This window comes from Salmonella sp. NW722 (genome assembly GCF_051702785.1).
GTDB classification, from domain to species: Bacteria; Pseudomonadota; Gammaproteobacteria; order Enterobacterales; family Enterobacteriaceae; genus Salmonella; species Salmonella enterica.
This window is the reverse complement of record NZ_JAMMIN010000014.1, coordinates 1-23,844: the sequence shown is the minus strand read 5'-3', so window position 1 is coordinate 23,844 and position 23,844 is coordinate 1. Positions and strand designations below refer to the sequence as shown.

Below are 23,844 nucleotides of genomic sequence, written 5' to 3'. Positions count from 1 at the left end.
GGAAGGAATGGATGCGTTTTTATTGCATAAAATGAGGGATTATTACTATGTCATTTCAGCCATCCTTTGCGGGTCCACAACCCGACTCAAGGATTGATCGTACTACCTTTATCCGTCGCGCTTATCTTCATCTCGCCGGCGCCATCGTCGGTTTTATCGTATTGAGCGCGGCGTGGAGTTTTATAGGGGTCGGGGAGTATGCGCTTGATGTGCTGCTGGCTGGTGGAAGATATAGCTGGTTGGTTGTTCTCGGCGCTTTTATGCTGGTGGGAATGCTGGCGACCCGTCTGGCGGATAATGCGGGGAATAATCAAACGCAACTTATCGGGCTGGGGATTTATGTGTTGGCAGAATCCCTGATTTTTGCCCCCCTGTTAACGGTGGCGGCGTATATTAACCCGTCGAGCATTGGCGCGGCGGCAATAACGACTCTGTTGCTGGTTGGCGGTCTGACGTTTACCGCTTTTTCCATAAAAAAAGACTTTTCTTTTCTGCGCTCGTTTCTGACTATGGCTGGGTTCATTGCTTTTGGCGCGATTATTGCCAGCGTCATCTGCGGTTTCTCGCTGGGCGTCTGGTTTTCTGCGCTAATGGTACTGCTGTGCGCCGGGTTTATACTTTACGATACTTCTAACATTATTCACCATTACCCTACCGATCGCCCTGCTGGCGCGGCATTACATCTGTTCGCTTCTATCGCGACCATGTTCTGGTATATTTTGCGGATTTTTATGTCGCGTAATTAAGTAAAAAATACGCGCAACGGAAAACCAGCGGCCTCTGTCGCTGGTTTTTGCTTTTCTGACTCCCCTGCGCTTTATTACGTTATCTTCTTTATTTATGGAGTAAAAAAAAAGCAAAAACATCGGACTACGTTGCCAATACGCGGGTGTTTTTACTTTTCAGGAGACAAGAGGCGCGGTAATGAACGAAAATGATTCATTAGCAGGCGGGGATTTTATCCCGGTGAGCGTTTTATCCTTCTTCCATTTTACGATGAAAAAAATGTAGTATTTTCAACGTGAAACAGTATAAATTCGTTCTCAAATTACAGTCAGGACGCGTATGTTAAATAGTGCTATGAGCGTAGTGATCCTTGCCGCAGGTAAAGGCACGCGCATGTATTCCGATATTCCTAAAGTGCTGCACACGCTGGCGGGTAAACCCATGGTGCAGCATGTCATTGATGCAGCTACTAAATTAGGGGCCGCACAGGTTCATCTGGTCTATGGCCACGGTGGCGAGTTGTTAAAACAGACCCTGAAAGATGACAAGCTAAACTGGGTGCTTCAGGCGGAACAGTTGGGAACAGGTCACGCAATGCAGCAGGCCGCGCCCTTCTTTAGCGACGATGAAGATATTTTAATGCTTTACGGCGACGTGCCGCTGATTTCGGTTGAAACCTTACAGCGCCTGCGCGATGCCAAACCGCAGGGTGGTATTGGGTTATTAACCGTGAAGCTGGACGATCCGAGCGGCTATGGCCGTATTACGCGTGAAAACGGTAAAGTGACCGGCATCGTTGAACATAAAGACGCCACTGATGAACAGCGTCAGATCCAGGAAATTAACACCGGTATTCTGATCGCCAACGGCGCGGACCTGAAACGCTGGTTGTCTAAGCTGACTAACAATAATGCACAGGGTGAATATTACATCACTGATATCATCGCGCTGGCTTATCAGGAAGGACGGGAAATCGCCGCGGTGCATCCGGCTCGCATCAGCGAAACGGACGGCGTGAATAACCGTCTACAGCTTTCTCGTCTGGAGCGTATTTACCAGGCCGAACAGGCGGAGAAACTGCTGTTATCCGGCGTTATGTTGCGCGATCCGGCACGTTTTGATCTCCGCGGCACCCTTCATTGTGGAATGGATGTCGAAATTGACGCTAACGTTATCATCGAAGGTTATGTAACGCTCGGTCACCGCGTGAAGATCGGCGCGGGCTGCATTATTAAAAACAGCGTTATTGGCGATGACTGCGAAATTAGCCCATACAGCGTGGTGGAAGATGCGCATCTGGAAGCGGCCTGCACCATCGGCCCGTTTGCTCGCCTGCGTCCCGGCGCGGAGCTGTTAGCGGGCGCTCACGTCGGCAATTTCGTTGAAATGAAAAAAGTGCGTCTCGGTAAAGGTTCTAAAGCCGGCCATCTGACCTACCTGGGCGATGCGGAAATTGGCGACAACGTGAATATCGGCGCGGGGACCATCACCTGTAACTATGATGGCGCGAACAAATTCAAAACGGTTATTGGCGACGATGTGTTTGTCGGCTCCGATACCCAACTGGTGGCGCCGGTTACTGTTGGTAAAGGGGCCACCATCGCCGCAGGGACTACCGTCACCCGTAACGTAGCTGACAATGAACTGGTATTAAGCCGCGTGCCGCAGGTGCATAAGCAAGGCTGGCAGCGTCCGGTGAAGAAAAAGTGATTTTGTAGGCCGGGTAAGCGTCAGCGCCATCCGGCAGACCGGAGATGAGAGGATAAAATAATCCTCCGCTCCATGAGCAGTACTTATAAAAATAACCCCACTCTCTACAAGGCTCGGGGCGCCCGCAACGACGGGCATACAGGTCAGCGACAACGCATGGCGTAATGCCATAATCAGGAAATAAAACTATGTGTGGAATTGTTGGCGCTATCGCGCAGCGTGATGTAGCTGAAATCCTTCTCGAAGGTTTACGTCGTCTGGAATATCGCGGATATGACTCTGCCGGTCTGGCCGTGGTTGATGCAGAAGGTCATATGACCCGCCTGCGTCGCCTCGGTAAAGTCCAGATGCTGGCTCAGGCAGCGGAAGAACATCCTCTGCATGGCGGCACCGGTATTGCTCACACTCGCTGGGCGACGCACGGTGAACCTTCAGAAGCTAACGCGCATCCGCATGTTTCTGAACACATTGTGGTGGTGCATAACGGCATCATCGAAAACCATGAACCGCTGCGTGAAGCGTTAAAAGCGCGTGGCTATACCTTCGTTTCTGAAACCGACACCGAAGTGATTGCACACCTGGTAAACTGGGAACTGAAACAGGGCGGTACTCTGCGTGAGGCTGTTCTGCGTGCTATCCCGCAACTGCGTGGTGCGTACGGTACGGTGATCATGGATACCCGCCATCCGGATACGCTGCTGGCTGCCCGTTCAGGTAGCCCGCTGGTGATTGGCCTGGGTATGGGCGAAAACTTTATCGCTTCTGACCAACTGGCGCTGTTGCCAGTGACTCGTCGCTTTATCTTCCTTGAAGAGGGCGATATCGCTGAAATCACTCGCCGTTCGGTAAATATCTTCGATAACACCGGCGCGGAAGTAAAACGTCAGGATATCGAATCCAATCTGCAATATGATGCGGGCGATAAAGGTATTTACCGCCACTACATGCAGAAAGAGATCTACGAACAGCCGAACGCGATTAAAAACACCCTTACCGGGCGCATCAGCCACGGTCAGGTGGATTTAAGCGAGCTGGGACCGAACGCCGATGAACTGCTGTCGAAGGTTGAGCATATTCAGATCCTCGCCTGCGGTACGTCTTACAACTCCGGTATGGTTTCCCGTTACTGGTTTGAATCGCTGGCAGGTATTCCGTGCGACGTTGAAATCGCCTCTGAATTCCGTTATCGCAAATCTGCCGTGCGCCGTAACAGCCTGATGATCACCCTGTCACAGTCTGGCGAAACCGCAGATACCCTGGCTGGCCTGCGTCTGTCGAAAGAGCTGGGATATTTGGGCTCTCTGGCAATTTGTAACGTGCCGGGCTCTTCGCTGGTGCGTGAATCCGATCTGGCGCTGATGACCAACGCGGGTACGGAAATTGGCGTAGCATCTACCAAAGCCTTCACCACCCAGTTAACCGTGCTGTTGATGCTGGTGGCGAAACTGTCTCGCCTGAAAGGTCTGGATGCGTCCATTGAGCATGATATCGTTCATGGCCTACAGGCGCTGCCGAGCCGTATTGAGCAGATGCTGTCGCAGGACAAACGCATCGAGCTGCTTGCAGAAGATTTCTCCGACAAGCATCACGCGCTATTCCTGGGGCGTGGCGATCAATATCCGATTGCGCTCGAAGGCGCGCTGAAGCTGAAAGAGATCTCTTACATTCACGCGGAAGCCTATGCTGCAGGCGAGCTGAAACACGGGCCGTTGGCGCTGATTGACGCCGACATGCCGGTGATTGTGGTGGCGCCGAACAACGAACTGCTGGAGAAACTGAAATCCAACATCGAAGAAGTTCGCGCGCGTGGCGGTCAGTTGTACGTCTTCGCCGATCAGGATGCGGGTTTTGTGAGCAGTGACAACATGCACATCATCGAGATGCCGCATGTGGAAGAAGTGATCGCGCCTATCTTCTACACCGTTCCGCTGCAACTGCTGGCGTATCACGTGGCGCTGATTAAAGGCACCGACGTTGACCAGCCGCGTAACCTGGCGAAATCGGTGACGGTAGAGTAAGTACAAATGTTGCACCAGGCAGAAGGCCGTCGACAGACGGCCTTTTTTTGTGCGCTGTGACAGGCGCTGTTCTTTCTCTATGGTGGCTGAAGAGCGACTAAGAGGTGCTACGCCTGCCTGCGCTACGGGCACCCGGTCACATTCTCTTCTTTAAGGCCCTGGCTCAATCCAGGTGGATCGGAAATCAAACCATCCCAGGTTATTCAGGTGGATCCCCCTGGCCCGGTCGGGGCTTTTGAGTCGCATCCAGTGGTGAAAAAGCGGTTGTAGCCAGCCTGAACGGGTGGTTTCCCTGACCAGTTGTTCCGCGCTGATGGTTTCGGCATGCCACTGGGTTTCCCATTGGGCCAGCAGCGCATCATCCCCACCGCTGATGGCGTGGCGCAGTAAAGGGGAGCCCAGTAGCCATGTACCGACGTTCCACTCTTCGGGAATGGGGAAATTGACCGTCCCCAGCCAGAGATCCACATTGGCTTTGCCATTCGCCCAGTCATCATAATTCAGCTCAACGCCCTCAAGTAAAATGCCCTGCTGGCGCATGATCTCTTGCATGATATCCAGGAGCATTGGAAATTCAGGGTGCTGATCGTGATAGGCCAGACGCAGTTTTGCGTAGGGCGACGACGAGATAAAAGGTGAACAGGCCGGGCCCGCCTCAATAGTATGAAACCAGGAGGACAGCAGGCTGCCGCCCGGTACCCAGAAGGGGCGAATTGCCTCACTCAGATGCTGGAGTATGGCGTAAGGGCTGAGTGTTTCCCGCAGCCAGCGGCGATGTTCGGCGGTATGCCAGTGCGGAGAGCGACTGTCGCATAATAAAAAATAGCCTCCACGCTCAAGAAACATCTCGCGCAGGTTGTCAGAAGGTTTGCCTGATACCTGGCTAAGCCGTCCGGAAACGTAATCCTCATCGCTCAGGCTGGAACTGAGCCAGGCTGCCGTGTCGTTATCCGACAGCGATTCCGCCAGGTTGTCTGTCTCCGTTAAATTCGGCCAGATAAAGACCTCCACTTCATCCAGCAGCCCGCGCAAACCGAAATAGTGGTCAAAGGCCTTCATTTGCAGATGAAAGCCATTGTTTTCCACCACCTCATAAGGGCCAGTCCCCACAGGATGTACCGGGAAATCAGCGCGTTGTGTATGGTCAGGCGGTAGGATCATGGCATCAATATGGCTGAGCAGCAGAGGCAGTCGGTTATCCGGGTGCGCCAGCGTAATTTCAAGGCTCAGCGGCCCGGTGGCCTGAATGGTCTGCAAGTGCGAGAACAACGGCAGCTTAGCGCTGCGGGTCAGTGAAGCGATAACCGCGTCGATCGTCAGCTCCTGACCATCATGCCAGAGGACGGCGGGGCGCAGATAAAAACGCCAGCGCAGTGGATCAATCTGCCGCCAGTGGTGGGCAAGATCGGCTTCGACTTCACCTTTTTCCTCATTTATGCGCGTCAGGCCGCTAAAAATCTGCCTGACCAGATGCTGTTCAGAGCGGCGCAACGGCGTGCCGGGGCACAGCGACGGCATTGTCCGGTAATAGGGGATGCACAGCCGCTGATAGTCTGCCCGCACGCTATAGCCCAGTTTTGAGCGCAGCAGTTGCGCCACCTGGTGCTTATTTTTACCCAGCAGCTGAATGGCCTGATCAATATGACCAGACTCCAGTAACTGCTCCGCCTTTTCGCTTAACAGCTGTTCTGGTTTATAGCGCAGGTGAAGCCGGGCGCGATGCCCACGTCCGGCCTGTGATTGCCAGATGAGCCACTTTGCCTCCTGCATCTGAAGCAACAGATTACGCATATGTCGCCGGGTGCAGAACAACACATCCGCCAGCTCCTGTAGCGTCACGCTAACAGGCTTGTCGCCATAGTGCTGGAGTAGCTTTAAGTATTTTTGTTCAGTGTGCCGGGTTGCCATAAAAGGTGAAATTTCCCTAACGGGAATGAGCAATTTTTAATATCCCCTTTTTAGCCGATGATTTTCTCTATCGCAACTTCTATGAGGATTCATCATGACAAAGCGCATTAATAAGGACACTCAGGTCTGCATGTCCCTGGCGGCACGCCCAAGTAACTTCGGTACACGCTTTCACAACTATCTGTACGAAGCGCTGGATCTCAATTATCTCTACAAAGCCTTTTCGCCGACCGATCTTACGCAGGCCATTAGCGGCGTGCGCGGTCTGGGGATCCGTGGGTGCGCGATCTCTATGCCGTTTAAAGAAGCCTGCATTCCGCTGGTGGATGAACTGGATGCTTCCGCTCAGGCCATTCACTCAGTTAATACCATTGTGAATACCAATGGCCATCTGAAGGCGTACAACACCGATTACATTGCAATAGCTCGCTTGCTGGCGAATTACAAGGTCTCTCCCGACCTGGTGTTTGCTTTGCGTGGCAGCGGTGGTATGGCAAAGGCGGTGGCCTGCGCGCTGAAGGATGCGGGGTTTACCCGTGGTTATATTGTCGCGATTGATGAAGCGTCAGGTAAACAACTGGCCGAACTCTATGGCTATGAATGGCGCCCGGATACCGACGGTATTGAAGCCGATTTGTTAATTAACGCCACGCCTATCGGAATGGCTGGCGGTAATGATGCCGACAAACTCTCTTATTCCGAACAGGAAGTGGATAAGGCGAGCGTTATCTTTGATGTGGTGGCGCTACCGCCCGTCACGCCGCTGATCCGCTACGCCCGTGAACGCGGTAAAACCGTGATTACCGGTTCCGAAGTGTTTGCTATTCAGGCCGTGGAGCAATTTGTCCTTTATACCGGGATTCGCCCGGATGACGCGCTGTTCCAGAAAGCAGCGGCCTGGTCACGCCTGTAACATTTTTTCCCGCTTTTTCTTTAAATTAAAAGAACAGGGTACCCTACTATGACTAAAAAAATTGTTGCTGTGACGGCCTGTCCGACGGGCGTCGCCCATACCTTTATGGCGGCAGAAGCGTTGGAAATTGAAGCCCGCAAGCGTGGTGACTGGATCAAGGTTGAAACCCGCGGTTCCGTCGGGGCGAAGAACACGCTGACCGCGGAAGAGATAGCGCAGGCGGATGTGGTGATTATCGCGGCGGATATTGAACTGGATCTGTCAGGCTTTGTTGGCAAAAGACTCTATCGCACCAGTACCGGCGCGGCGCTAAAAAAGAGTGCGCAGGAAATGGATAATGCTTTCAATAGCGCCGAGGTCTATCAGGGGAGTGCCGGGCGCTCTTCTTCAGCTGGTAAAACAGAGCTACCCGGCGTTTATAAGCATTTAATGACCGGCGTATCCCATATGCTTCCTTTGGTGGTGGCGGGAGGGTTGTGTATCGCGCTCTCTTTTGTCTTCGGTATCCAGGCCTTCAATGAGCCGGGCACGCTGGCGGCTGCGCTATTTCAAATTGGTGGTAAGGTGGCCTTTGCGCTGATGGTGCCGGTACTGGCTGGGTTTATTGCCTTCTCAATTGCCGATCGTCCGGGTCTGGCCCCGGGGCTTATTGGCGGGATGTTGGCCAGCCTGTGCGGCGCTGGTTTCCTGGGAGGGATTGTGGCCGGTTTTCTGGCCGGTTACAGCGTACGGTTTCTGGCGCAAAATATTAAGCTGCCAGCGTCAATGGAAGCACTTAAGCCTGTGCTGGTTCTGCCGCTACTGTCTACGCTGATTACCGGCCTAATCATGATTTACGTGGTGGGTGGCCCCGTTTCTGCGGTGATGGAAGGGCTGACGACGTTCCTGGGGAATATGACCTCAACGAATGCTATCTTGCTGGGAATGTTGCTGGGCGCAATGCAAGGTTTTGACCTTGGCGGGCCGGTGAATAAAGCTGCGTATACCTTCGGCGTCGGTTTACTGGCTTCTCATTCTTATATGCCAATGGCGGCTATTATGGCGGCAGGGATGGTACCGGCATTAGGAATGGGCGTCGCAACCTGGGCGGCCAGAGCGAAATTCAATGCCGCTGAGCATGAAGCGGGTAATGCATCTTTTATCCTGGGGCTGTGCTTTATCTCTGAAGGGGCGATTCCCTTCGCCGCGCGTGACCCGATGCGCGTCATCCCTTCCACGATGGTCGGTGGCGCAATCGCCGGGGGACTATCCATGTATTTCGGTTGTACACTGATGGCGCCACACGGTGGCCTCTTTGTCCTGGCGATCCCGCATGCGGTAGAACATGTGATGCAATATCTGCTCTCGATTGCCCTGGGCACGATTGTCTGCGGCCTGATGTACGCGCTGTTGAAACCGTCTGCGGTTGCGCAAACAGTCTAATTCATCTCCCCCTGCAGGCTGGTCTGGTGTCTCCCCGGGCCAGCTTTTTTTATTTCCATTGTCATCAAACCGTCATAATCAAGACATATAACTGTCATCAATTTGTCCTATTTTGCTCATCGTAGCAACTCAAACAACGATTTACCGAAACCGTGCAGGAGACATTATGAAAGTTATGCGTACCACTGTCGCAACTGTTGTCGCCGCGACCTTATCGATGAGCGCGTTCTCTGCCTTTGCAGCAGCAAGCCTGACAGGTGCCGGTGCAACGTTTCCTGCACCGGTGTATGCCAAATGGGCGGATACCTACCAGAAAGAAACCGGTAACAAAGTCAATTACCAGGGGATAGGCTCTTCCGGCGGCGTGAAACAAATCACCGCGAATACCGTTGATTTTGGCGCTTCCGATGCGCCGCTGTCTGACGAAAAACTGAATCAGGAAGGCCTGTTCCAGTTCCCGACGGTGATCGGCGGCGTGGTGCTGGCGGTGAATATTCCAGGCCTCAAATCCGGCGAACTGGTGCTGGATGGTAAAACACTGGGTGACATCTACCTCGGTAAAATCAAAAAGTGGGATGATGAAGCCATCACCAAACTGAACCCAGGCTTGAAGCTGCCTTCTCAGAACATCGCTGTGGTGCGTCGCGCTGACGGTTCCGGTACCTCCTTCGTGTTCACCAGTTACCTGGCGAAAGTCAACGACGAGTGGAAATCGAAAGTGGGCGCGGGTTCTACCGTGAACTGGCCAACCGGTCTGGGCGGTAAAGGTAACGACGGCATCGCGGCATTTGTACAGCGTCTGCCAGGCGCTATTGGCTACGTTGAGTATGCGTATGCCAAGCAGAACAACCTGGCCTACACCAAACTGGTTTCAGCCGACGGCAAACCGGTAAGCCCGACGGAAGAGAGCTTCTCTAATGCGGCGAAAGGCGCAGACTGGAGCAAAACCTTCGCGCAGGATCTGACCAACCAGAAAGGTGACGATGTGTGGCCAATCACCTCCACCACCTTTATCCTGGTCCACAAAGCGCAGAAGAAACCTGAGCAGGGTGCTGAAGTGCTGAAGTTCTTCGACTGGGCCTACAAAAATGGCGCTAAGCAGGCGAATGATCTGGACTACGCCAGCCTGCCGGATAACGTCGTTGAGCAGGTTCGTACTGCCTGGAAGACCAGTATAAAAGACAGCAACGGTAAGGCGCTGTATTAATTAACGAATTGGCGGATGGCGCTACGCTTATCCGCCCTACGGTTTCGACCGCAGGCCCACGTTGTAGGCCGGATAAGCGTAGCGCCATCCGGCAGGGGCAACGTCGTAAAACGCGTTTAATGGAAAGAGTAATTTATGGCTGCAACCAAGCCTGCTTTTAACCCGCCGGGTAAAAAAGGCGACATGATTTTCAGCGCGCTGGTAAAACTGGCTGCGCTGATTGTGCTATTGATGTTGGGCGGTATTATCGTCTCATTGATCATCTCCTCCTGGCCAAGTATTCAGAAATTTGGTTTCTCATTTCTTTGGACTAAGGAATGGGACGCGCCAAACGATATCTACGGCGCGCTGGTGCCCATTTACGGCACGCTGGTGACCTCCTTTATCGCACTGCTGATCGCCGTTCCGGTCAGTTTCGGCATTGCCCTGTTTTTAACCGAGCTGGCGCCAGGCTGGCTAAAGCGTCCGCTCGGCATCGCCATTGAACTGCTGGCGGCGATCCCCAGTATCGTGTACGGCATGTGGGGGCTGTTTATCTTCGCGCCGCTGTTTGCGACGTACTTCCAGGAGCCGGTCGGCAATATTCTTTCCAACATTCCGTTTGTCGGCGCGCTGTTCTCCGGCCCGGCCTTTGGTATCGGCATTCTGGCGGCGGGCGTCATCCTCGCCATCATGATCATCCCCTACATTGCGGCGGTTATGCGCGACGTCTTCGAGCAAACGCCGGTAATGATGAAAGAGTCCGCTTACGGTATCGGCTGTACTACCTGGGAAGTTATCTGGCGCATCGTGCTACCGTTCACCAAAAATGGCGTGATCGGCGGCATTATGCTGGGGCTGGGCCGTGCTCTGGGTGAAACGATGGCGGTCACTTTTATCATCGGCAACACTTACCAGCTCGACAGCGCGTCGCTGTATATGCCGGGCAACAGCATCACTTCCGCGCTGGCGAACGAATTCGCTGAGGCGGAATCGGGCCTGCACGTGGCAGCGTTGATGGAGCTGGGGCTGATCCTGTTTGTGATCACCTTTATCGTCCTGGCGGCGTCTAAGTTCATGATTATGCGTCTGGCGAAGAACGAGGGAGCACGTTAATGGCTACGCTTGATATGCAGAACACCGCGCAGCTCGCGGAATCCCGTCGCAAGATGCAGGCGCGTCGCCGCATGAAGAACCGTATCGCACTAACGCTCTCAATGGCGACGATGGCATTTGGCCTGTTCTGGCTGATCTGGATTTTGATGTCCACCATCACCCGTGGTATCGACGGGATGTCGCTGGCGCTGTTTACCGAAATGACGCCGCCGCCGAACACGGCGGGCGGCGGGCTGGCGAACGCCCTGGCGGGGAGTGGATTGTTGATTCTCTGGGCTACCGTATTGGGTACGCCGCTGGGAATTATGGCGGGTATTTACCTGGCCGAGTATGGCCGTAAATCCTGGCTGGCGGAAATCATTCGTTTTATTAACGACATTCTGCTTTCCGCGCCGTCAATTGTTGTGGGGCTGTTTGTTTACACCATCGTGGTGGCGCAGATGCAGCACTTCTCCGGCTGGGCAGGGGTGATTGCGCTGGCGCTGTTGCAGGTGCCGATCGTTATCCGTACCACTGAAAACATGCTCAAGCTGGTGCCGGATAGCCTGCGCGAAGCCGCTTATGCGCTGGGTACGCCGAAGTGGAAGATGATCTCCGCGATTACGCTGAAAGCCTCTATCTCCGGCATTATGACCGGTATCCTGCTGGCTATTGCGCGTATCGCCGGCGAAACGGCGCCGCTGCTGTTCACCGCGCTCTCGAACCAGTTCTGGAGCACCGACATGATGCAGCCGATCGCCAACCTGCCGGTGACCATTTTTAAATTCGCGATGAGCCCGTTTGCCGAATGGCAACAATTAGCCTGGGCGGGCGTGCTGATTATTACCCTGTGCGTACTGCTGCTGAATATTCTGGCGCGTGTTGTTTTCGCGAAGAAAAAACACGGTTAAAGACATTGTAGGCCTGATAAGCGTAGCGCCATCAGGCATTATTTTACGGCGTGGCGGATGCGGCGCTGGATGAGGAAAAGAGTGAAATGAGTATGGTTGAAACTGCCCCGAGTAAGATTCAGGTTCGTGATTTGAACTTCTACTACGGCAAATTCCATGCCCTGAAGAACATTAATCTGGATATCGCGAAGAATCAGGTAACGGCATTTATCGGGCCATCCGGCTGCGGTAAATCAACGCTACTGCGTACCTTCAATAAAATGTATTCGCTTTATCCGGAGCAGCGCGCGGAAGGTGAAATTCTGCTGGATGGCGACAATATTCTCACCAACACCCAGGATATCGCGCTGCTGCGCGCAAAAGTGGGGATGGTATTCCAGAAGCCGACGCCGTTCCCGATGTCCATCTATGACAATATCGCCTTTGGCGTGCGTCTGTTTGAGAAGCTGTCTCGCGCCGATATGGACGAGCGCGTGCAGTGGGCGTTGACCAAAGCCGCATTATGGAACGAAACCAAAGATAAATTGCACCAGAGCGGGTACTCTCTCTCCGGTGGTCAGCAGCAGCGTCTGTGCATTGCGCGCGGTATCGCCATTCGCCCGGAAGTGCTGCTGCTGGATGAGCCATGTTCAGCTCTGGACCCGATCTCTACCGGGCGTATTGAAGAGCTGATCACCGAGCTGAAACAGGATTACACCGTGGTGATCGTGACCCACAACATGCAGCAGGCGGCACGTTGCTCCGATCATACGGCGTTTATGTACCTGGGCGAGTTGATTGAGTTCAGCAACACGGACGATCTGTTCACCAAGCCCGCGAAGAAACAAACAGAAGACTATATCACCGGTCGTTACGGTTAATTCAGGAGTGCGTAATGGACAGTCTGAACCTTAATAAACATATTTCCGGCCAGTTCAACGCCGAACTGGAAAGCATCCGCACTCAGGTAATGACCATGGGCGGCATGGTGGAGCAGCAGCTTTCTGACGCTATCACCGCCATGCACAACCAGGACAGCGAGCTGGCGAAGCGCGTGGTAGAAGGCGATCATCAGGTTAATATGATGGAAGTCGCCATCGATGAAGCCTGCGTGCGTATTATCGCCAAGCGCCAGCCGACGGCGAGCGATCTGCGTCTGGTGATGGCGATTATCAAAACCATCGCCGAACTGGAGCGCATTGGCGACGTGGCGGATAAAATCTGCCGTACCGCGCTGGAGAAATTCTCCCAGCAGCACCAGCCGCTGCTGGTCAGCCTGGAGTCACTGGGCCGCCACACCGTGCAGATGCTGCACGACGTGCTGGATGCGTTCGCGCGGATGGATCTCGACGAAGCGGTGCGTATCTACCGTGAAGACAAGAAAGTTGACCAGGAGTACGAAGGTATCGTGCGTCAGCTGATGACCTACATGATGGAAGACTCGCGCACGATTCCCAGCGTGCTGACCGCGTTATTCTGCGCTCGTTCTATCGAGCGTATCGGTGACCGCTGCCAGAATATCTGCGAATACATCTTCTACTTCGTGAAGGGGCAGGATTTTCGTCACGTCGGCGGCGATGAGCTGGATAAGCTGCTGGCGGGGAAAGATCCGAAAGAGTAAATCTCATTCTTTTGCCCGGTGGCGCTGCGCTTACCGGGCCTACAGGTACAGATGCTGTAGGCCGGATAAGCGTTAGCGCCATCCGGCATTTCAGTTAACGCGTAATCTCCCACCCGCGCGCTTTCCACAATCCCGGCAACTGCGCCAAATCGGTAAACGTCGTCACGTTAGGGTGATCGATCGGCTTGTTATGCGGATCGGCGCAGAAATAGAACACTTCCATCCCCGCATCAATACCCGCCTGCGCGCCTGCGCTGGAGTCATCCACCAGAATGCAGTTCTCGACGTTTACGTTCATCGCTTTGGCCGCGTGGAACATCAGGGCTGGGTCCGGCTTCCAGCGCTGGATATCGTAGCCGCTGAACAGCAAATCGGGAAAATGATGCAACATGCCCAGTTTACCCAGCGAATGCTGCATCTTACTGACCGGCCCGTTGGATACCACGCACATCGGCGTCTTAATGCTCTCCAGCAGGGTATTTGCGCCCGTGATCGCTTCCAGTTCGGTATCGAACAGGCGCGCCACTTCCGCGCGGTACACCGGCTCCAGAACGTCGCGTCTTAGTGTAACACCGTACTCCTTGCTGATAGTTTCGATAATTTCGTAGAGTTTTACGCCCTTAAAGCGTTTAAATACCGTTTCGAGATCGAGCGTGATGCCAAATTCCTGAAACATTGCGATATACGCGCGCGAACAGATCACTTCACTATCGACCAGCGTACCGTCGCAATCGAAAAATACCGCTTCTATCATGGACATGATGTTTCCTGTTTAGTCGCCAAACCGTGGACGCGCGCCGCGTTGCGTTAACCATTTTTCTGTGTCATCCCGGCTGTAGCGCAGCGGCCTGACCAGGTTGCCTGTTTTATCGATCACTCCCCAGCGCCCGTTTTTAGCAACGGCGATGAAGTTGATATTGTACCGATAATCTGTATTAGAGACAGTATCGTAGCGAAAGGGAATAATGATGTTTCCTGAAAAATCAAGAAGGCCGTATAAAATCTTGTCGTTCATCCGCTTTCCCGCGACAAACGCATCGGGTCGCTGGTTTATCATCTGTATCGACGAAAATTGCGGCGCAATAATCACATTGCCGTAAGCATCGCCCATGCCGCTTAGCTGAGCGCTATTCTGGTAAGTCGAGAGAAAAACTATGGCGCTGCTTTCGGCTAACTCAATGCTGGAATAGACGGGCGGGTAGATAAATTGCTGCTGGCGGGCGCTATACAAACCGGTATGGTTACCGGTGAACGATGTTGAGACGTAAAACAGATCTGTTTCGCTGTCATAATGCTCAATATAGATTTTTTGCCACGGAATGATTGCCTGCCCAGCGGCGTTGTAGAGTCCACAAAACTCATCCTGACAGATGACGTAAAAGCGCGTTACTGGCAGTCTTAAGCCGTCGGCGCTAAAAGAAACGTCAGATATTTCTACCTGGTCAGGTTTTAGCGGTAACGGTACAGGTGCGTTCAGATAAGTTTTTGGTTGAATGGTGTTGATAAGACTCAGAATGGATGAGCCTGCCGCCCCGGATGTTGAAGAAACCAACGCGAGTAAGAAAAACAGACGGGTAAACATAAAAATCCTTTTCATATCCTGGTCGCTGCCTCAGTATTTCCTGTCTCATATCGCTAGTTTAACGTTTACGTAATGCTGAATGAGGGGACGCAATCGTTGCCGTACTAACAAATTGAGTGAAAAAAATTACCACACAACTGCGCCAGGTGTCGCATTTTGGTATAGGATAACGGCGAATTTTCCCTCCTTTCTCCGGAAATTGATAATGAGTCAACAACACACCACCCAGGCTTCTGGTCAGGGTATGCTGGAACGCGTGTTTAAACTGCGTGAACATGGCACGACGGCACGAACCGAAGTGATCGCCGGTTTTACCACTTTCCTGACGATGGTTTATATCGTTTTTGTTAACCCGCAAATTCTGGGCGTAGCTGGCATGGACACCAGCGCCGTCTTTGTGACCACCTGTCTGATTGCGGCCTTTGGCAGTATTCTGATGGGTCTGTTCGCTAACCTGCCGGTGGCGCTGGCGCCCGCGATGGGGCTGAATGCGTTCTTTGCCTTCGTGGTTGTGCAGGCAATGGGACTGCCGTGGCAGGTAGGCATGGGCGCCATTTTCTGGGGCGCTGTTGGTCTTTTATTGCTGACTATCTTCCGCGTGCGTTACTGGATGATCGCCAACATTCCGGTCAGCCTGCGCGTGGGCATCACCAGCGGCATCGGCCTGTTTATCGGCATGATGGGGCTGAAAAACGCCGGCGTGATTGTCGCTAACCCGGAAACGCTGGTCAGCATCGGCAACCTGACCTCGCACAGCGTGCTGCTGGGGGTTCTCGGATTCTTTATTATTGCGATTCTCGCTTCGCGCAACATTCATGCGGCGGTGCTGGTGTCCATCATCGTCACGACGATGCTTGGCTGGATGATGGGCGATGTACACTACAACGGCATTGTCTCCGCGCCGCCAAGCGTCACCAGCGTGGTAGGGCATGTCGATTTGGCAGGCTCGTTCAATCTTGGCCTGGCGGGGGTTATTTTCTCCTTCATGTTGGTAAACCTGTTTGACTCCTCCGGTACGCTGATTGGCGTGACCGATAAAGCCGGCCTGGCGGATGAGAAAGGCAAATTCCCGCGCATGAAGCAGGCGCTGTTTGTTGATAGTATCTCTTCCGTCACTGGCGCATTTGTCGGAACCTCTTCTGTGACCGCTTATATTGAATCGTCTTCCGGCGTTTCGGTGGGCGGTCGCACCGGTTTGACGGCGGTGGTGGTCGGTATTTTGTTCCTGCTGGTTATCTTCCTCTCGCCGCTGGCGGGCATGGTGCCGCCTTACGCGGCGGCGGGCGCGCTGATTTACGTCGGCGTGCTGATGACCTCCAGCCTGGCGCGGGTAAACTGGCAGGATTTAACCGAATCGGTCCCGGCGTTTATTACGGCGGTAATGATGCCGTTTAGCTTCTCGATCACCGAAGGTATCGCGCTGGGCTTTATCTCTTACTGCGTGATGAAAATCGGTACCGGTCGCCTGCGCGACCTTAGCCCGTGCGTAGTGATTGTCGCGCTGTTATTTGTGCTGAAGATTGTGTTTATTGACGCACACTGATGAAATGAACCCTCGCCCCATCGGGGGGAGGGTTTTTAACGAACTTACGCTTTAACGCGCTGAATAAACTCGCCAAATGCGGTCAACTGACCGGTCAAATGATCTAACGTTCCCTGATCCACCACTTCTCCAGTCTGCGGGTCGACTTTATTCTGAATCACGCCACCCATAAATTCCGGTTTATTCATTACCATCGCATCAAGGAACACCAGAATCTGGCGCAGATGATACTGGCAGCGCGCGCCGCCAATCGCCCCCATTGAACTGGTCTGGATAAGAACGGGCTTACCCGCCAGCGGCTGCTCAGGCAGACGGGATAGCCAGTCGATGGCATTTTTCAGGCCGCCGGGAACGGAATAGTTATATTCCGGCGTCACAATGACGACGCCGTCGGCGTTGCGAATCTGCTCCGCCAGCGCCTCTACGCTGGCTGGAAATCCCTCTTCCTGCTGGATATCGGCGTCATACAGCGGAATATCCCCGATCGAAGGCAGCGGCGATACCGTCATTCCTGCCGGCGCGACTTTAGGCAGCGTACGCGCCACCATCCCGTTAAAGGAACCTTTGCGTAAACTTCCCAGCAATGTAACCACATTCAGCGTTTCAGACATACGTGCCCCTTTTTTCATTATGAACGATTAAGCGTATACGATTTGGCGGCGGGGAGTTGGGCGAATCGCATCAGACGACCGGTTGGCTCATTGGCGCGCGTCTGGATATCGGGCAGGCTTTTCCAGCCCAGTTTGCCATCGAACTCCCACACTTTTAATTTTTCTATCGCTGGCGTAACGGTTACGGACCATACCAGTACATCTTCCGCATCGCACACGGCTTCAAGCTGCGTGACATGCGCGCACTTCAGGCGTCCGGCAACGGGTAAAAGTTGCAGCTCCCGCGGATCGTCATTCATGACATCGCCGGTGAGTTTTAACACGCTCTGGCGCAATGTAATGAGTTGCGCTCGCGCTTCGTTGGGATCGTTTTGATTGGCTACCCATAAGTTTTCATTACGGGAGAAAGGGTGGCGTTCGAGCGAATGCGGATGGTGAAAGCCGCGGGAGGTGCGCTGTAATTCCATATCCAGCCCGCACTCTCCTTCGGTGGTCAACGCCACGCCAACCATATTTCCGGCGTAGGAGATAGAAAAGCCTGGCAGATTTTTGTCACGAAACGCGGGTTTACCTTTCGCCTGAATAATGATTTCCGGCAGCTCGCTAATTCCGTACAGCATAAACATCAGTTCGGCAAGAAGGCCTCTGGAGGCGAGAAAACGCGTTCGTCGGTGAGCAGGCAGGTTTCTGGCTTCAATATGGCAAGACGAAGAGAGACGAATTGAAACCAACTGTCCCTCCGTAAGTATCCCTCTGGCAAAGTGAGTCGCCATTTTTCGCTCCGTGATTAATGGGCCGTGATAATGACGAGAGTAACATTAACGTAAATTATGGACAGGTTTTACGCGCTAAAAATTCAATTTCAGAAGGTTCTTTAATCAGACGGTGACATTTCTGGTAAGAGGAAGGTTAATTTATCAACGCAGGTGGTCAGATAAGGCGACGGCAGAGCGTGTTGATAGCCTGTCGTAGCCACACAATCTTGGGATTATGACTATTACGTTTGTGCCATAACAGGGTAAACGGCACCATCAGCTTTTCCCGCTGTTGCGCATCAAAAGGCAGGGGGCGCGCCACTAACGGTAGCTGGTGGAGCTGATTGTAGTGCTGGCAATAGCGCGGCGCGGTTGCTATCAGGGTGTGATCCGGCTGGGCGGCCATAAAGAGCGACTGCTCGAACCCCGGCAGGCTCAACGCAATATGGCGTTTGCGTCCCATTTCTTGCAGGACATCATCCAGCGCCCAGGTATCGCTTTGCTCCCAGCAAATACTGATATGCGGGTAGCGCAGAAAAGTGTCCAGATCCCACGCTTCGCGCAGCGCCGGATGATCTTCCCGCAGCCAGACCCACGGTAAATCGCTAAACAGTACCTCAAAATCAATCGCGAGCGGCAACAGACTGAGCAATTCTCGCGAGCGGGGATGGCTTTCGCGTCCGGTAAATCCGATATCGACTTCCCCGCGCGTAATCGCCTCCAGCGAGTCATAATCCCAGTTGCGAACCTTAATGGTAGCCTGCGGATAGCGCTGATAAATCTGCTGCGACAGTGAATTAAACATAATCATCATCAGCGGCGACTCTGCCGCCAACTCAAATTTTAAACCGCGTGGCGTTTGATGATGCGGCTTATCAAGCAGTTGGTTCCCCATCTGCATCCAGTCCGCCAGACTTTGCTCCATACTGACCATCAGCGGCGTCGGCGCCAGGCCCAGCGGCGTATTGACGAACAGCGGATCGTCAAACCATGCCCGGAGTTTCGCCAGCGATTTGCTGACCGCCGAGGGCGTTACGTTCATCCGTTTTGCAGCTTTAGTGACGCTGCGCTCCTGCATGAGTAACTGTAGGCATAACAGCAGATTAAGATCGAGATTGGTAAGGGATTTCTTCATGCTCGGCTACGGACCTGTTGGGCGCGACGGAGAAGATCAGCAGAATACTCACTATGCTACAACCAATCAGAATCCCGATCAGCATATTCATCGCGCTGATACCGAGTATTGCCGCCAGCCAAATCCACAGTGATGAACCGCAAACCTGCGCGATACCCAGCGTGGAACTGGCCACACCGGCGCGCAGCGAAAACGGCCCCAGCGCCTGGCTCATCGCGACGCCAAAACCAACCGAGAATCCGGCGCAGATAAGCGTCAGGCCAAAGAGCGTGACGGTATTGGTATGAGCAAGGCTTAACGTCACGCCAGCCGTCAAAAACAGCCCCTGTGAGACGAGCATTAAAGTTCGCGGCTTAAATAACCCAAGCGCAAAAGGGGTAGAAAAAGAGACGACCATACTGACGCCTGCGGTGAGCGCCATGGTAATGGCATAGTCGCCACGACTAAATCCCATCACCTCCATCAGCAGCACTGGAGAGGCATTGACGAAGGTCAGGATCACCGACACGCTAAGGGTGGTGATCGCTAGTCGACTAACGAAAAAACGGTTAACCAGCGACTCGGCGGCGGGCGACGATCGTGATAAATCGCGTGGAGCCAGCCTTGCCGGGCGCGTCTCGCGCAGGATAAACAGTGATAACAGGCCCACAATAATGCCCATCGCGGACATCGTATAGAACAGACTTTGCCAGGGGAAACGAAGCATAATCAAATGCCCCATCACCGGGGCGAGTACCGGCACAATACAGGTAATCCCATTCAATAATGACAGCACTTTCGCCCGGCGATGCTCATCAAGCGTGTCGCGCAGAATGGCGAACGCCACCACATAGCAGCCGCCTGCGCCTACTCCCTGAAGAAAACGCCCACTCAGAAATAGCGAGCCTTCCGACGCCCGTGAACAAAGCAGTGAGGCCATCATAAAGACGATCGCGCCGACGATCGCGACCGGCTTGCGGCCTGACTGGTCGGCTATCTTCCCGGCAAACAGCATGGCCGTCGCCATTCCGGCCAGGTAAACGGAGAAGGCGATATGCAACTGCGCCTCGCTGGCGTTCAGATCGGCGGCTATACGCGGTAAACCGACCAGATACATATCAATACCGGCAGGATAGAGTAAAACCAGGGCAAAACTACACAGTAGAAAACGTTTCATAGCGGCCTCACGAAAAATGTGGCGCTAAGAATACGGGGCGACGTTGCGCGAGACGAGTTGCCATTTGGACAACAGTGATTTCCGCATGGGAAATCATTGCTGCCGGATGGCGGCGTAAACGCCTTATCCGGCTTACGGGTTTTGTAGGCCCGGTAAGCATCGCGCCACTGGGCTACACAACGTTACTTACCAATACAGAAAGTAATTAGTTATTTTAAATCAATAAATTATATGTTTTTTGGAGTAAATGTGGAGTAAAACTTACCAATCACAAAACACATAAAGTATTGATTATATGAAGATATTACTCTACTCGAATTCTCCCTGATCTTCATCCGGAACTATGTTTAGACCCATGTGAAGTTGATTTGAGCTGTTCAGCCCTGCAATTCGCTTCAGCTCGTCAGGTGTCTCATCACTGAACGTCGCTAGGTAATAGTAAGGATGGCCGTCGTCACTGCCTACCAGATCGTAATCAACGAAGTACTGCTCTACCTCTTCGAGCGTCCAATGAACTTCTCCGGCAATAGCTATTAATAGATCTGTATTGTCGTCGGGATGATTGTGGCTCCTGGGTAGAACCGAAAGTTCAGCAGAGGTGATCCCTTTATCCTTCCAGTTTCTCAGAATGCCAGACCATAAATTAGCTCGAAGATTTGAACTGGGTTGGAATCTAGACGCATTCCAATGAATGACATCTCGTTCACCGTTTTTCAAATGAAGAACGACCTGTGCCTTCTTGCGAGCTATCAGCTCATTTTTGAAAGCAGTCTCATCAGGGACAAAGGTTAGGGACGGTTTGTTTTCGCTTGACTTGGGTCCGCCCTCCTCAACCGAGTCGAGCAATCGCTCGATAACTCTCTCTGGTGTGTCGAATCCGACAGCCAACGCTTCCAATCTGCGGTACACATCATCGGAAATGCTAATAGTGACTGGCATCTTAATACCTCCATAGGATTAACTATATATAGAACTATATATGATTATTTATATAGATCAAGTTTTTCAGAGAAAGAGCCGAGCTTTTATTTTCTTGTTCAACAAACCACCATTTTCTTAACAGTTCATAACTTAGCAAGTTGTCATTTTCAGAAGACGACTGCACCAGTTGATTGGGCGTAATGGCTGTTGTGCAGCCAGCTCCTGACAGTTCAATATCAGAAGTGATCTGCACCAATCTCGACTATGCTCAATACTCGTGTGCACCAAAGCGAGGTGAGCATGGCGACGGAGGCTCTGTTGCAAAGATTGGCGGCAGTCAGAGGTAGGCTGTCGCTCTGCGCCGATCAGGCGGCTGCTGCGAAATGGTGGTTGAGCATGCCCATGGCCTCCGTCAGCGCCGAGGGCCCAATGCCAAAAGCTCTCTCCACAAGGCGCACCTCGCCCCTGATGCCGGGCTGCAGGCACCAGGGGCGAGCCTGTCCTTTGCGCAGGGCTCGCATGACTTCGAATCCCTTGATCGTGGCATAGGCCGTGGGGATCGATTTGAAACCGCGCACCGGCTTGATCAGTATCTTGAGCTTTCCGTGATCGGCCTCGATCACGTTATTGAGATACTTCACCTGCCGGTGGGCCGTCTCCCGGTCCAGCTTTCCTTCGCGCTTCAATTCGGTGATCGCTGCACCATAGCTCGGCGCTTTGTCGGTATTGAGCGTGGCAGGCTTTTCCCAGTGCTTCAGGCCTCGCAGGGCCTTGCCCAGGAACCGCTTCGCTGCCTTGGCGCTGCGGGTCGGCGACAGGTAGAAATCGATCGTGTCGCCCCGCTTGTCGACTGCCCGGTACAGGTAGGTCCACTTGCCCCGCACCTTGACGTAGGTTTCATCCAGGCGCCAGCTCGGATCAAAGCCACGCCGCCAGAACCAGCGCAGCCGCTTCTCCATCTCCGGGGCGTAGCACTGGACCCAGCGATAGATCGTCGTATGGTCGACCGAAATGCCGCGTTCCGCCAGCATTTCCTCAAGGTCGCGATAGCTGATCGGATAGCGACAATACCAGCGCACCGCCCACAGGATCACATCACCCTGGAAATGGCGCCACTTGAAATCCGTCATCGTTCCGTCCGTCCAATCTCCGCCAAGCATGCTCAAGCTTCACGATTTTTGCAACAGAGCCCACACGAGTATTGAGCATAGTCGAGATTGGTGCAGATCACTTCTGATATTGAACTGTCAGGAGCTGGCTGCACAACAGCCATTACGCCCAATCAACTGGTGCAGTCGTCTTCTGAAAATGACATTTGGTATCTCTCATAAACGGATGTTTTTGAGAGAACTATCTTCGGCCTTCACACGCACGAAAGGCGGCGAAGCTCCGCCGTTAATCCGTCCGCCGGAGATCTCGCCCAGGCAGGCTGAAGGCCGAGCAAGCCTGACAGGCCCGAAAAGCCCGGCACGGGCGTCGGCGGCGATGACGGCGGCGGCATTATCCAGGGTTGATGATGGAAGTGGAGGATATCGACAACCTCTCGCGCAACCAAGACATCGCGGTCGGACTGCAAGTGATCTTGAAGCCACGGGCCCGTCCCACCCCGACATGGACCTCGATGCCCGAACGGACGTTAGATTTCGAGTTCTAGGCGTTCTGCGATGAAGGTTGGATCCCAGCCGGGATTGAAAGTGTCGACGTGGGTGAATCCGAGCCGCTCGTATAGGCCACGCAGGTTCGGGTGGCAGTCGAGCCGCAGCTTGGCGCACCCCTGCGTTCGCGCGGCATGGCGGCAAGCCTCGATCAGCGCGGAGCTGACACCCCGGCCCGCATGTGTCCGTCGCACCGCGAGCTTGTGCAGATATGCGGCCTCCCCCTTGAGGGCGTCGGGCCAGAACTCGGGATCCTCGGCCGACAAGGTGCAACAGCCGACGATGCCGTCGCTGCAACTCGCGACTAGGAGCTCGGATCTCAGGACGAAGGTCTCCGCGAATGTCCGGTCGATCCGCGCGACGTCCCAGGCGGGCGTTCCCTTGGCGGACATCCACGCCGCAGCGTCGTGCATCAGCCGCACAACCTCGTCGATATCACCCGAGCAGGCGACCCGAACGTTCGGAGGCTCCTCGCTGTCCATTCGCTCCCCTGGCGCGGTATGAACCGCCGCCTCATAGTGCAGTTTGATCCTGACGAGCCCAGCATGTCTGCGCCCACCTTCGCGGAACCTGACCAGGGTCCGCTAGCGGGCGGCCGGAAGGTGAATGCTAGGCATGATCTAACCCTCGGTCTCTGGCGTCGCGACTGCGAAATTTCGCGAGGGTTTCCGAGAAGGTGATTGCGCTTCGCAGATCTCCAGGCGCGTGGGTGCGGACGTAGTCAGCGCCATTGCCGATCGCGTGAAGTTCCGCCGCAAGGCTCGCTGGACCCAGATCCTTTACAGGAAGGCCAACGGTGGCGCCCAAGAAGGATTTCCGCGACACCGAGACCAATAGCGGAAGCCCCAACGCCGACTTCAGCTTTTGAAGGTTCGACAGCACGTGCAGCGATGTTTCCGGTGCGGGGCTCAAGAAAAATCCCATCCCCGGATCGAGGATGAGCCGGTCGGCAGCGACCCCGCTCCGTCGCAAGGCGGAAACCCGCGCCTCGAAGAAC

General features: G+C 53.9%; 22 protein-coding genes and 2 pseudogenes. 12 read left to right on the top strand and 12 right to left on the bottom strand.

The annotated features are described in order from the left end of the window. Positions 1–47: 47 nt before the first annotated feature. The 3 genes from NA330_RS22430 (at position 48) to glmS (ending at position 4,454) form a co-directional block, all read left to right on the top strand. Positions 48–746 (top strand): Bax inhibitor-1/YccA family protein, encoded by a 699-nt coding sequence (locus NA330_RS22430; protein WP_000009900.1) that lies wholly within the window; start codon positions 48–50, stop codon positions 744–746. Between the two features lie 319 nt (positions 747–1,065). Further along, positions 1,066–2,436 carry a bifunctional UDP-N-acetylglucosamine diphosphorylase/glucosamine-1-phosphate N-acetyltransferase GlmU gene (glmU, locus tag NA330_RS22425; RefSeq protein ID WP_023242097.1) on the top strand — a complete coding sequence of 457 codons (1,371 nt, stop codon included), beginning with the start codon at positions 1,066–1,068 and terminating at the stop codon, positions 2,434–2,436. A gap of 188 nt (positions 2,437–2,624) precedes the next feature. After that, on the top strand, positions 2,625–4,454 hold the full coding sequence (gene glmS, locus NA330_RS22420) for a glutamine--fructose-6-phosphate transaminase (isomerizing) (RefSeq protein WP_000334067.1): 1,830 nt from the start codon (positions 2,625–2,627) through the stop codon (positions 4,452–4,454). Between the two features lie 150 nt (positions 4,455–4,604). On the opposite strand, the gene NA330_RS22415 is transcribed toward glmS, so the two are convergent. After that, positions 4,605–6,362, bottom strand: a complete 1,758-nt coding sequence (locus tag NA330_RS22415; RefSeq protein ID WP_023242096.1) for an SgrR family transcriptional regulator — start codon at positions 6,360–6,362, stop codon at positions 4,605–4,607. Between the two features lie 94 nt (positions 6,363–6,456). Between NA330_RS22415 and NA330_RS22410 the strand changes: the two genes are divergently transcribed. The 7 genes from NA330_RS22410 to phoU all read left to right on the top strand — a co-directional run bounded on the left by NA330_RS22410 (position 6,457) and on the right by phoU (position 13,489). Further along, entirely contained in the window at positions 6,457–7,275 is an 819-nt protein-coding gene (locus NA330_RS22410) for a shikimate 5-dehydrogenase (RefSeq protein ID WP_000166709.1), read from the top strand. A gap of 48 nt (positions 7,276–7,323) precedes the next feature. Then, entirely contained in the window at positions 7,324–8,697 is a 1,374-nt protein-coding gene (locus NA330_RS22405) for a fructose-specific PTS transporter subunit EIIC (protein WP_023242095.1), read from the top strand. 166 nt (positions 8,698–8,863) lie between these two features. Next, positions 8,864–9,904 (top strand): phosphate ABC transporter substrate-binding protein PstS, encoded by a 1,041-nt coding sequence (pstS, locus tag NA330_RS22400; protein WP_023242094.1) that lies wholly within the window; start codon positions 8,864–8,866, stop codon positions 9,902–9,904. A gap of 135 nt (positions 9,905–10,039) precedes the next feature. Next, positions 10,040–10,999: a phosphate ABC transporter permease PstC gene (pstC, locus tag NA330_RS22395; protein WP_000741630.1), complete on the top strand. Its 960-nt coding sequence runs from the start codon at positions 10,040–10,042 to the stop codon at positions 10,997–10,999. Continuing rightward, complete coding sequence (gene pstA, locus NA330_RS22390; protein WP_000212197.1) at positions 10,999–11,889, top strand: phosphate ABC transporter permease PstA; 891 nt, start codon at positions 10,999–11,001, stop codon at positions 11,887–11,889. The genes pstC and pstA overlap by 1 nt, the downstream gene beginning before the upstream one ends. An 86-nt stretch (positions 11,890–11,975) precedes the next feature. Further along, complete coding sequence (gene pstB, locus NA330_RS22385) at positions 11,976–12,749, top strand: phosphate ABC transporter ATP-binding protein PstB (RefSeq protein WP_000063118.1); 774 nt, start codon at positions 11,976–11,978, stop codon at positions 12,747–12,749. Between the two features lie 14 nt (positions 12,750–12,763). Continuing rightward, positions 12,764–13,489 (top strand): phosphate signaling complex protein PhoU, encoded by a 726-nt coding sequence (gene phoU / locus NA330_RS22380; protein ID WP_000377800.1) that lies wholly within the window; start codon positions 12,764–12,766, stop codon positions 13,487–13,489. Between the two features lie 94 nt (positions 13,490–13,583). Here the strand turns inward: phoU and yieH are convergent, their stop codons facing one another. Both yieH and NA330_RS22370 read right to left on the bottom strand, forming a co-directional pair. After that, entirely contained in the window at positions 13,584–14,249 is a 666-nt protein-coding gene (gene yieH / locus NA330_RS22375) for a 6-phosphogluconate phosphatase (RefSeq protein ID WP_023242093.1), read from the bottom strand. A gap of 12 nt (positions 14,250–14,261) precedes the next feature. Then, complete coding sequence (locus NA330_RS22370) at positions 14,262–15,071, bottom strand: WG repeat-containing protein (RefSeq protein ID WP_001805485.1); 810 nt, start codon at positions 15,069–15,071, stop codon at positions 14,262–14,264. Positions 15,072–15,276: 205 nt separating this feature from the next. Between NA330_RS22370 and adeP the strand changes: the two genes are divergently transcribed. Further along, positions 15,277–16,614, top strand: coding sequence for an adenine permease AdeP (gene adeP, locus NA330_RS22365; protein ID WP_023242092.1), 1,338 nt, complete (start codon positions 15,277–15,279; stop codon positions 16,612–16,614). Positions 16,615–16,658: 44 nt separating this feature from the next. On the opposite strand, the gene NA330_RS22360 is transcribed toward adeP, so the two are convergent. The 5 genes from NA330_RS22360 to NA330_RS22340 all read right to left on the bottom strand — a co-directional run bounded on the left by NA330_RS22360 (position 16,659) and on the right by NA330_RS22340 (position 21,210). After that, positions 16,659–17,243, bottom strand: coding sequence for an NADPH-dependent FMN reductase (locus NA330_RS22360; protein ID WP_001527038.1), 585 nt, complete (start codon positions 17,241–17,243; stop codon positions 16,659–16,661). After that, complete coding sequence (locus NA330_RS22355; protein WP_000190678.1) at positions 17,243–17,998, bottom strand: 4'-phosphopantetheinyl transferase family protein; 756 nt, start codon at positions 17,996–17,998, stop codon at positions 17,243–17,245. The genes NA330_RS22360 and NA330_RS22355 overlap by 1 nt, the downstream gene beginning before the upstream one ends. A gap of 157 nt (positions 17,999–18,155) precedes the next feature. Further along, on the bottom strand, positions 18,156–19,115 hold the full coding sequence (gene yidZ, locus NA330_RS22350) for an HTH-type transcriptional regulator YidZ (RefSeq protein WP_000749365.1): 960 nt from the start codon (positions 19,113–19,115) through the stop codon (positions 18,156–18,158). Then, on the bottom strand, positions 19,084–20,271 hold the full coding sequence (locus NA330_RS22345) for an MFS transporter (protein ID WP_017465850.1): 1,188 nt from the start codon (positions 20,269–20,271) through the stop codon (positions 19,084–19,086). Before NA330_RS22345 ends, yidZ begins: the two co-directional genes overlap by 32 nt. A 309-nt stretch (positions 20,272–20,580) precedes the next feature. Further along, positions 20,581–21,210: a hypothetical protein gene (locus NA330_RS22340; RefSeq protein WP_001145449.1), complete on the bottom strand. Its 630-nt coding sequence runs from the start codon at positions 21,208–21,210 to the stop codon at positions 20,581–20,583. Positions 21,211–21,352: 142 nt separating this feature from the next. Here NA330_RS22340 and NA330_RS22335 point away from each other — a divergent pair. Then, positions 21,353–21,418: pseudogene (locus NA330_RS22335) on the top strand (EAL domain-containing protein); the annotation flags it as partial. Positions 21,419–21,557: 139 nt separating this feature from the next. Here NA330_RS22335 and NA330_RS22330 read toward each other — a convergent pair. The 4 genes and pseudogenes from NA330_RS22330 to NA330_RS22315 all read right to left on the bottom strand — a co-directional run. Continuing rightward, positions 21,558–22,322: an IS6-like element IS6100 family transposase gene (locus NA330_RS22330; RefSeq protein ID WP_001389365.1), complete on the bottom strand. Its 765-nt coding sequence runs from the start codon at positions 22,320–22,322 to the stop codon at positions 21,558–21,560. A 117-nt stretch (positions 22,323–22,439) separates the two neighbouring features. Next, a pseudogene (locus NA330_RS22325) lies at positions 22,440–22,508 on the bottom strand (EAL domain-containing protein); the annotation flags it as partial. A gap of 320 nt (positions 22,509–22,828) precedes the next feature. Continuing rightward, positions 22,829–23,329, bottom strand: coding sequence for a GNAT family N-acetyltransferase (locus tag NA330_RS22320; protein ID WP_000376623.1), 501 nt, complete (start codon positions 23,327–23,329; stop codon positions 22,829–22,831). Between the two features lie 127 nt (positions 23,330–23,456). Beyond that, positions 23,457–23,844: dihydropteroate synthase (locus tag NA330_RS22315; RefSeq protein ID WP_032483119.1), on the bottom strand; the 388-nt coding region annotated here is incomplete at its 5' end.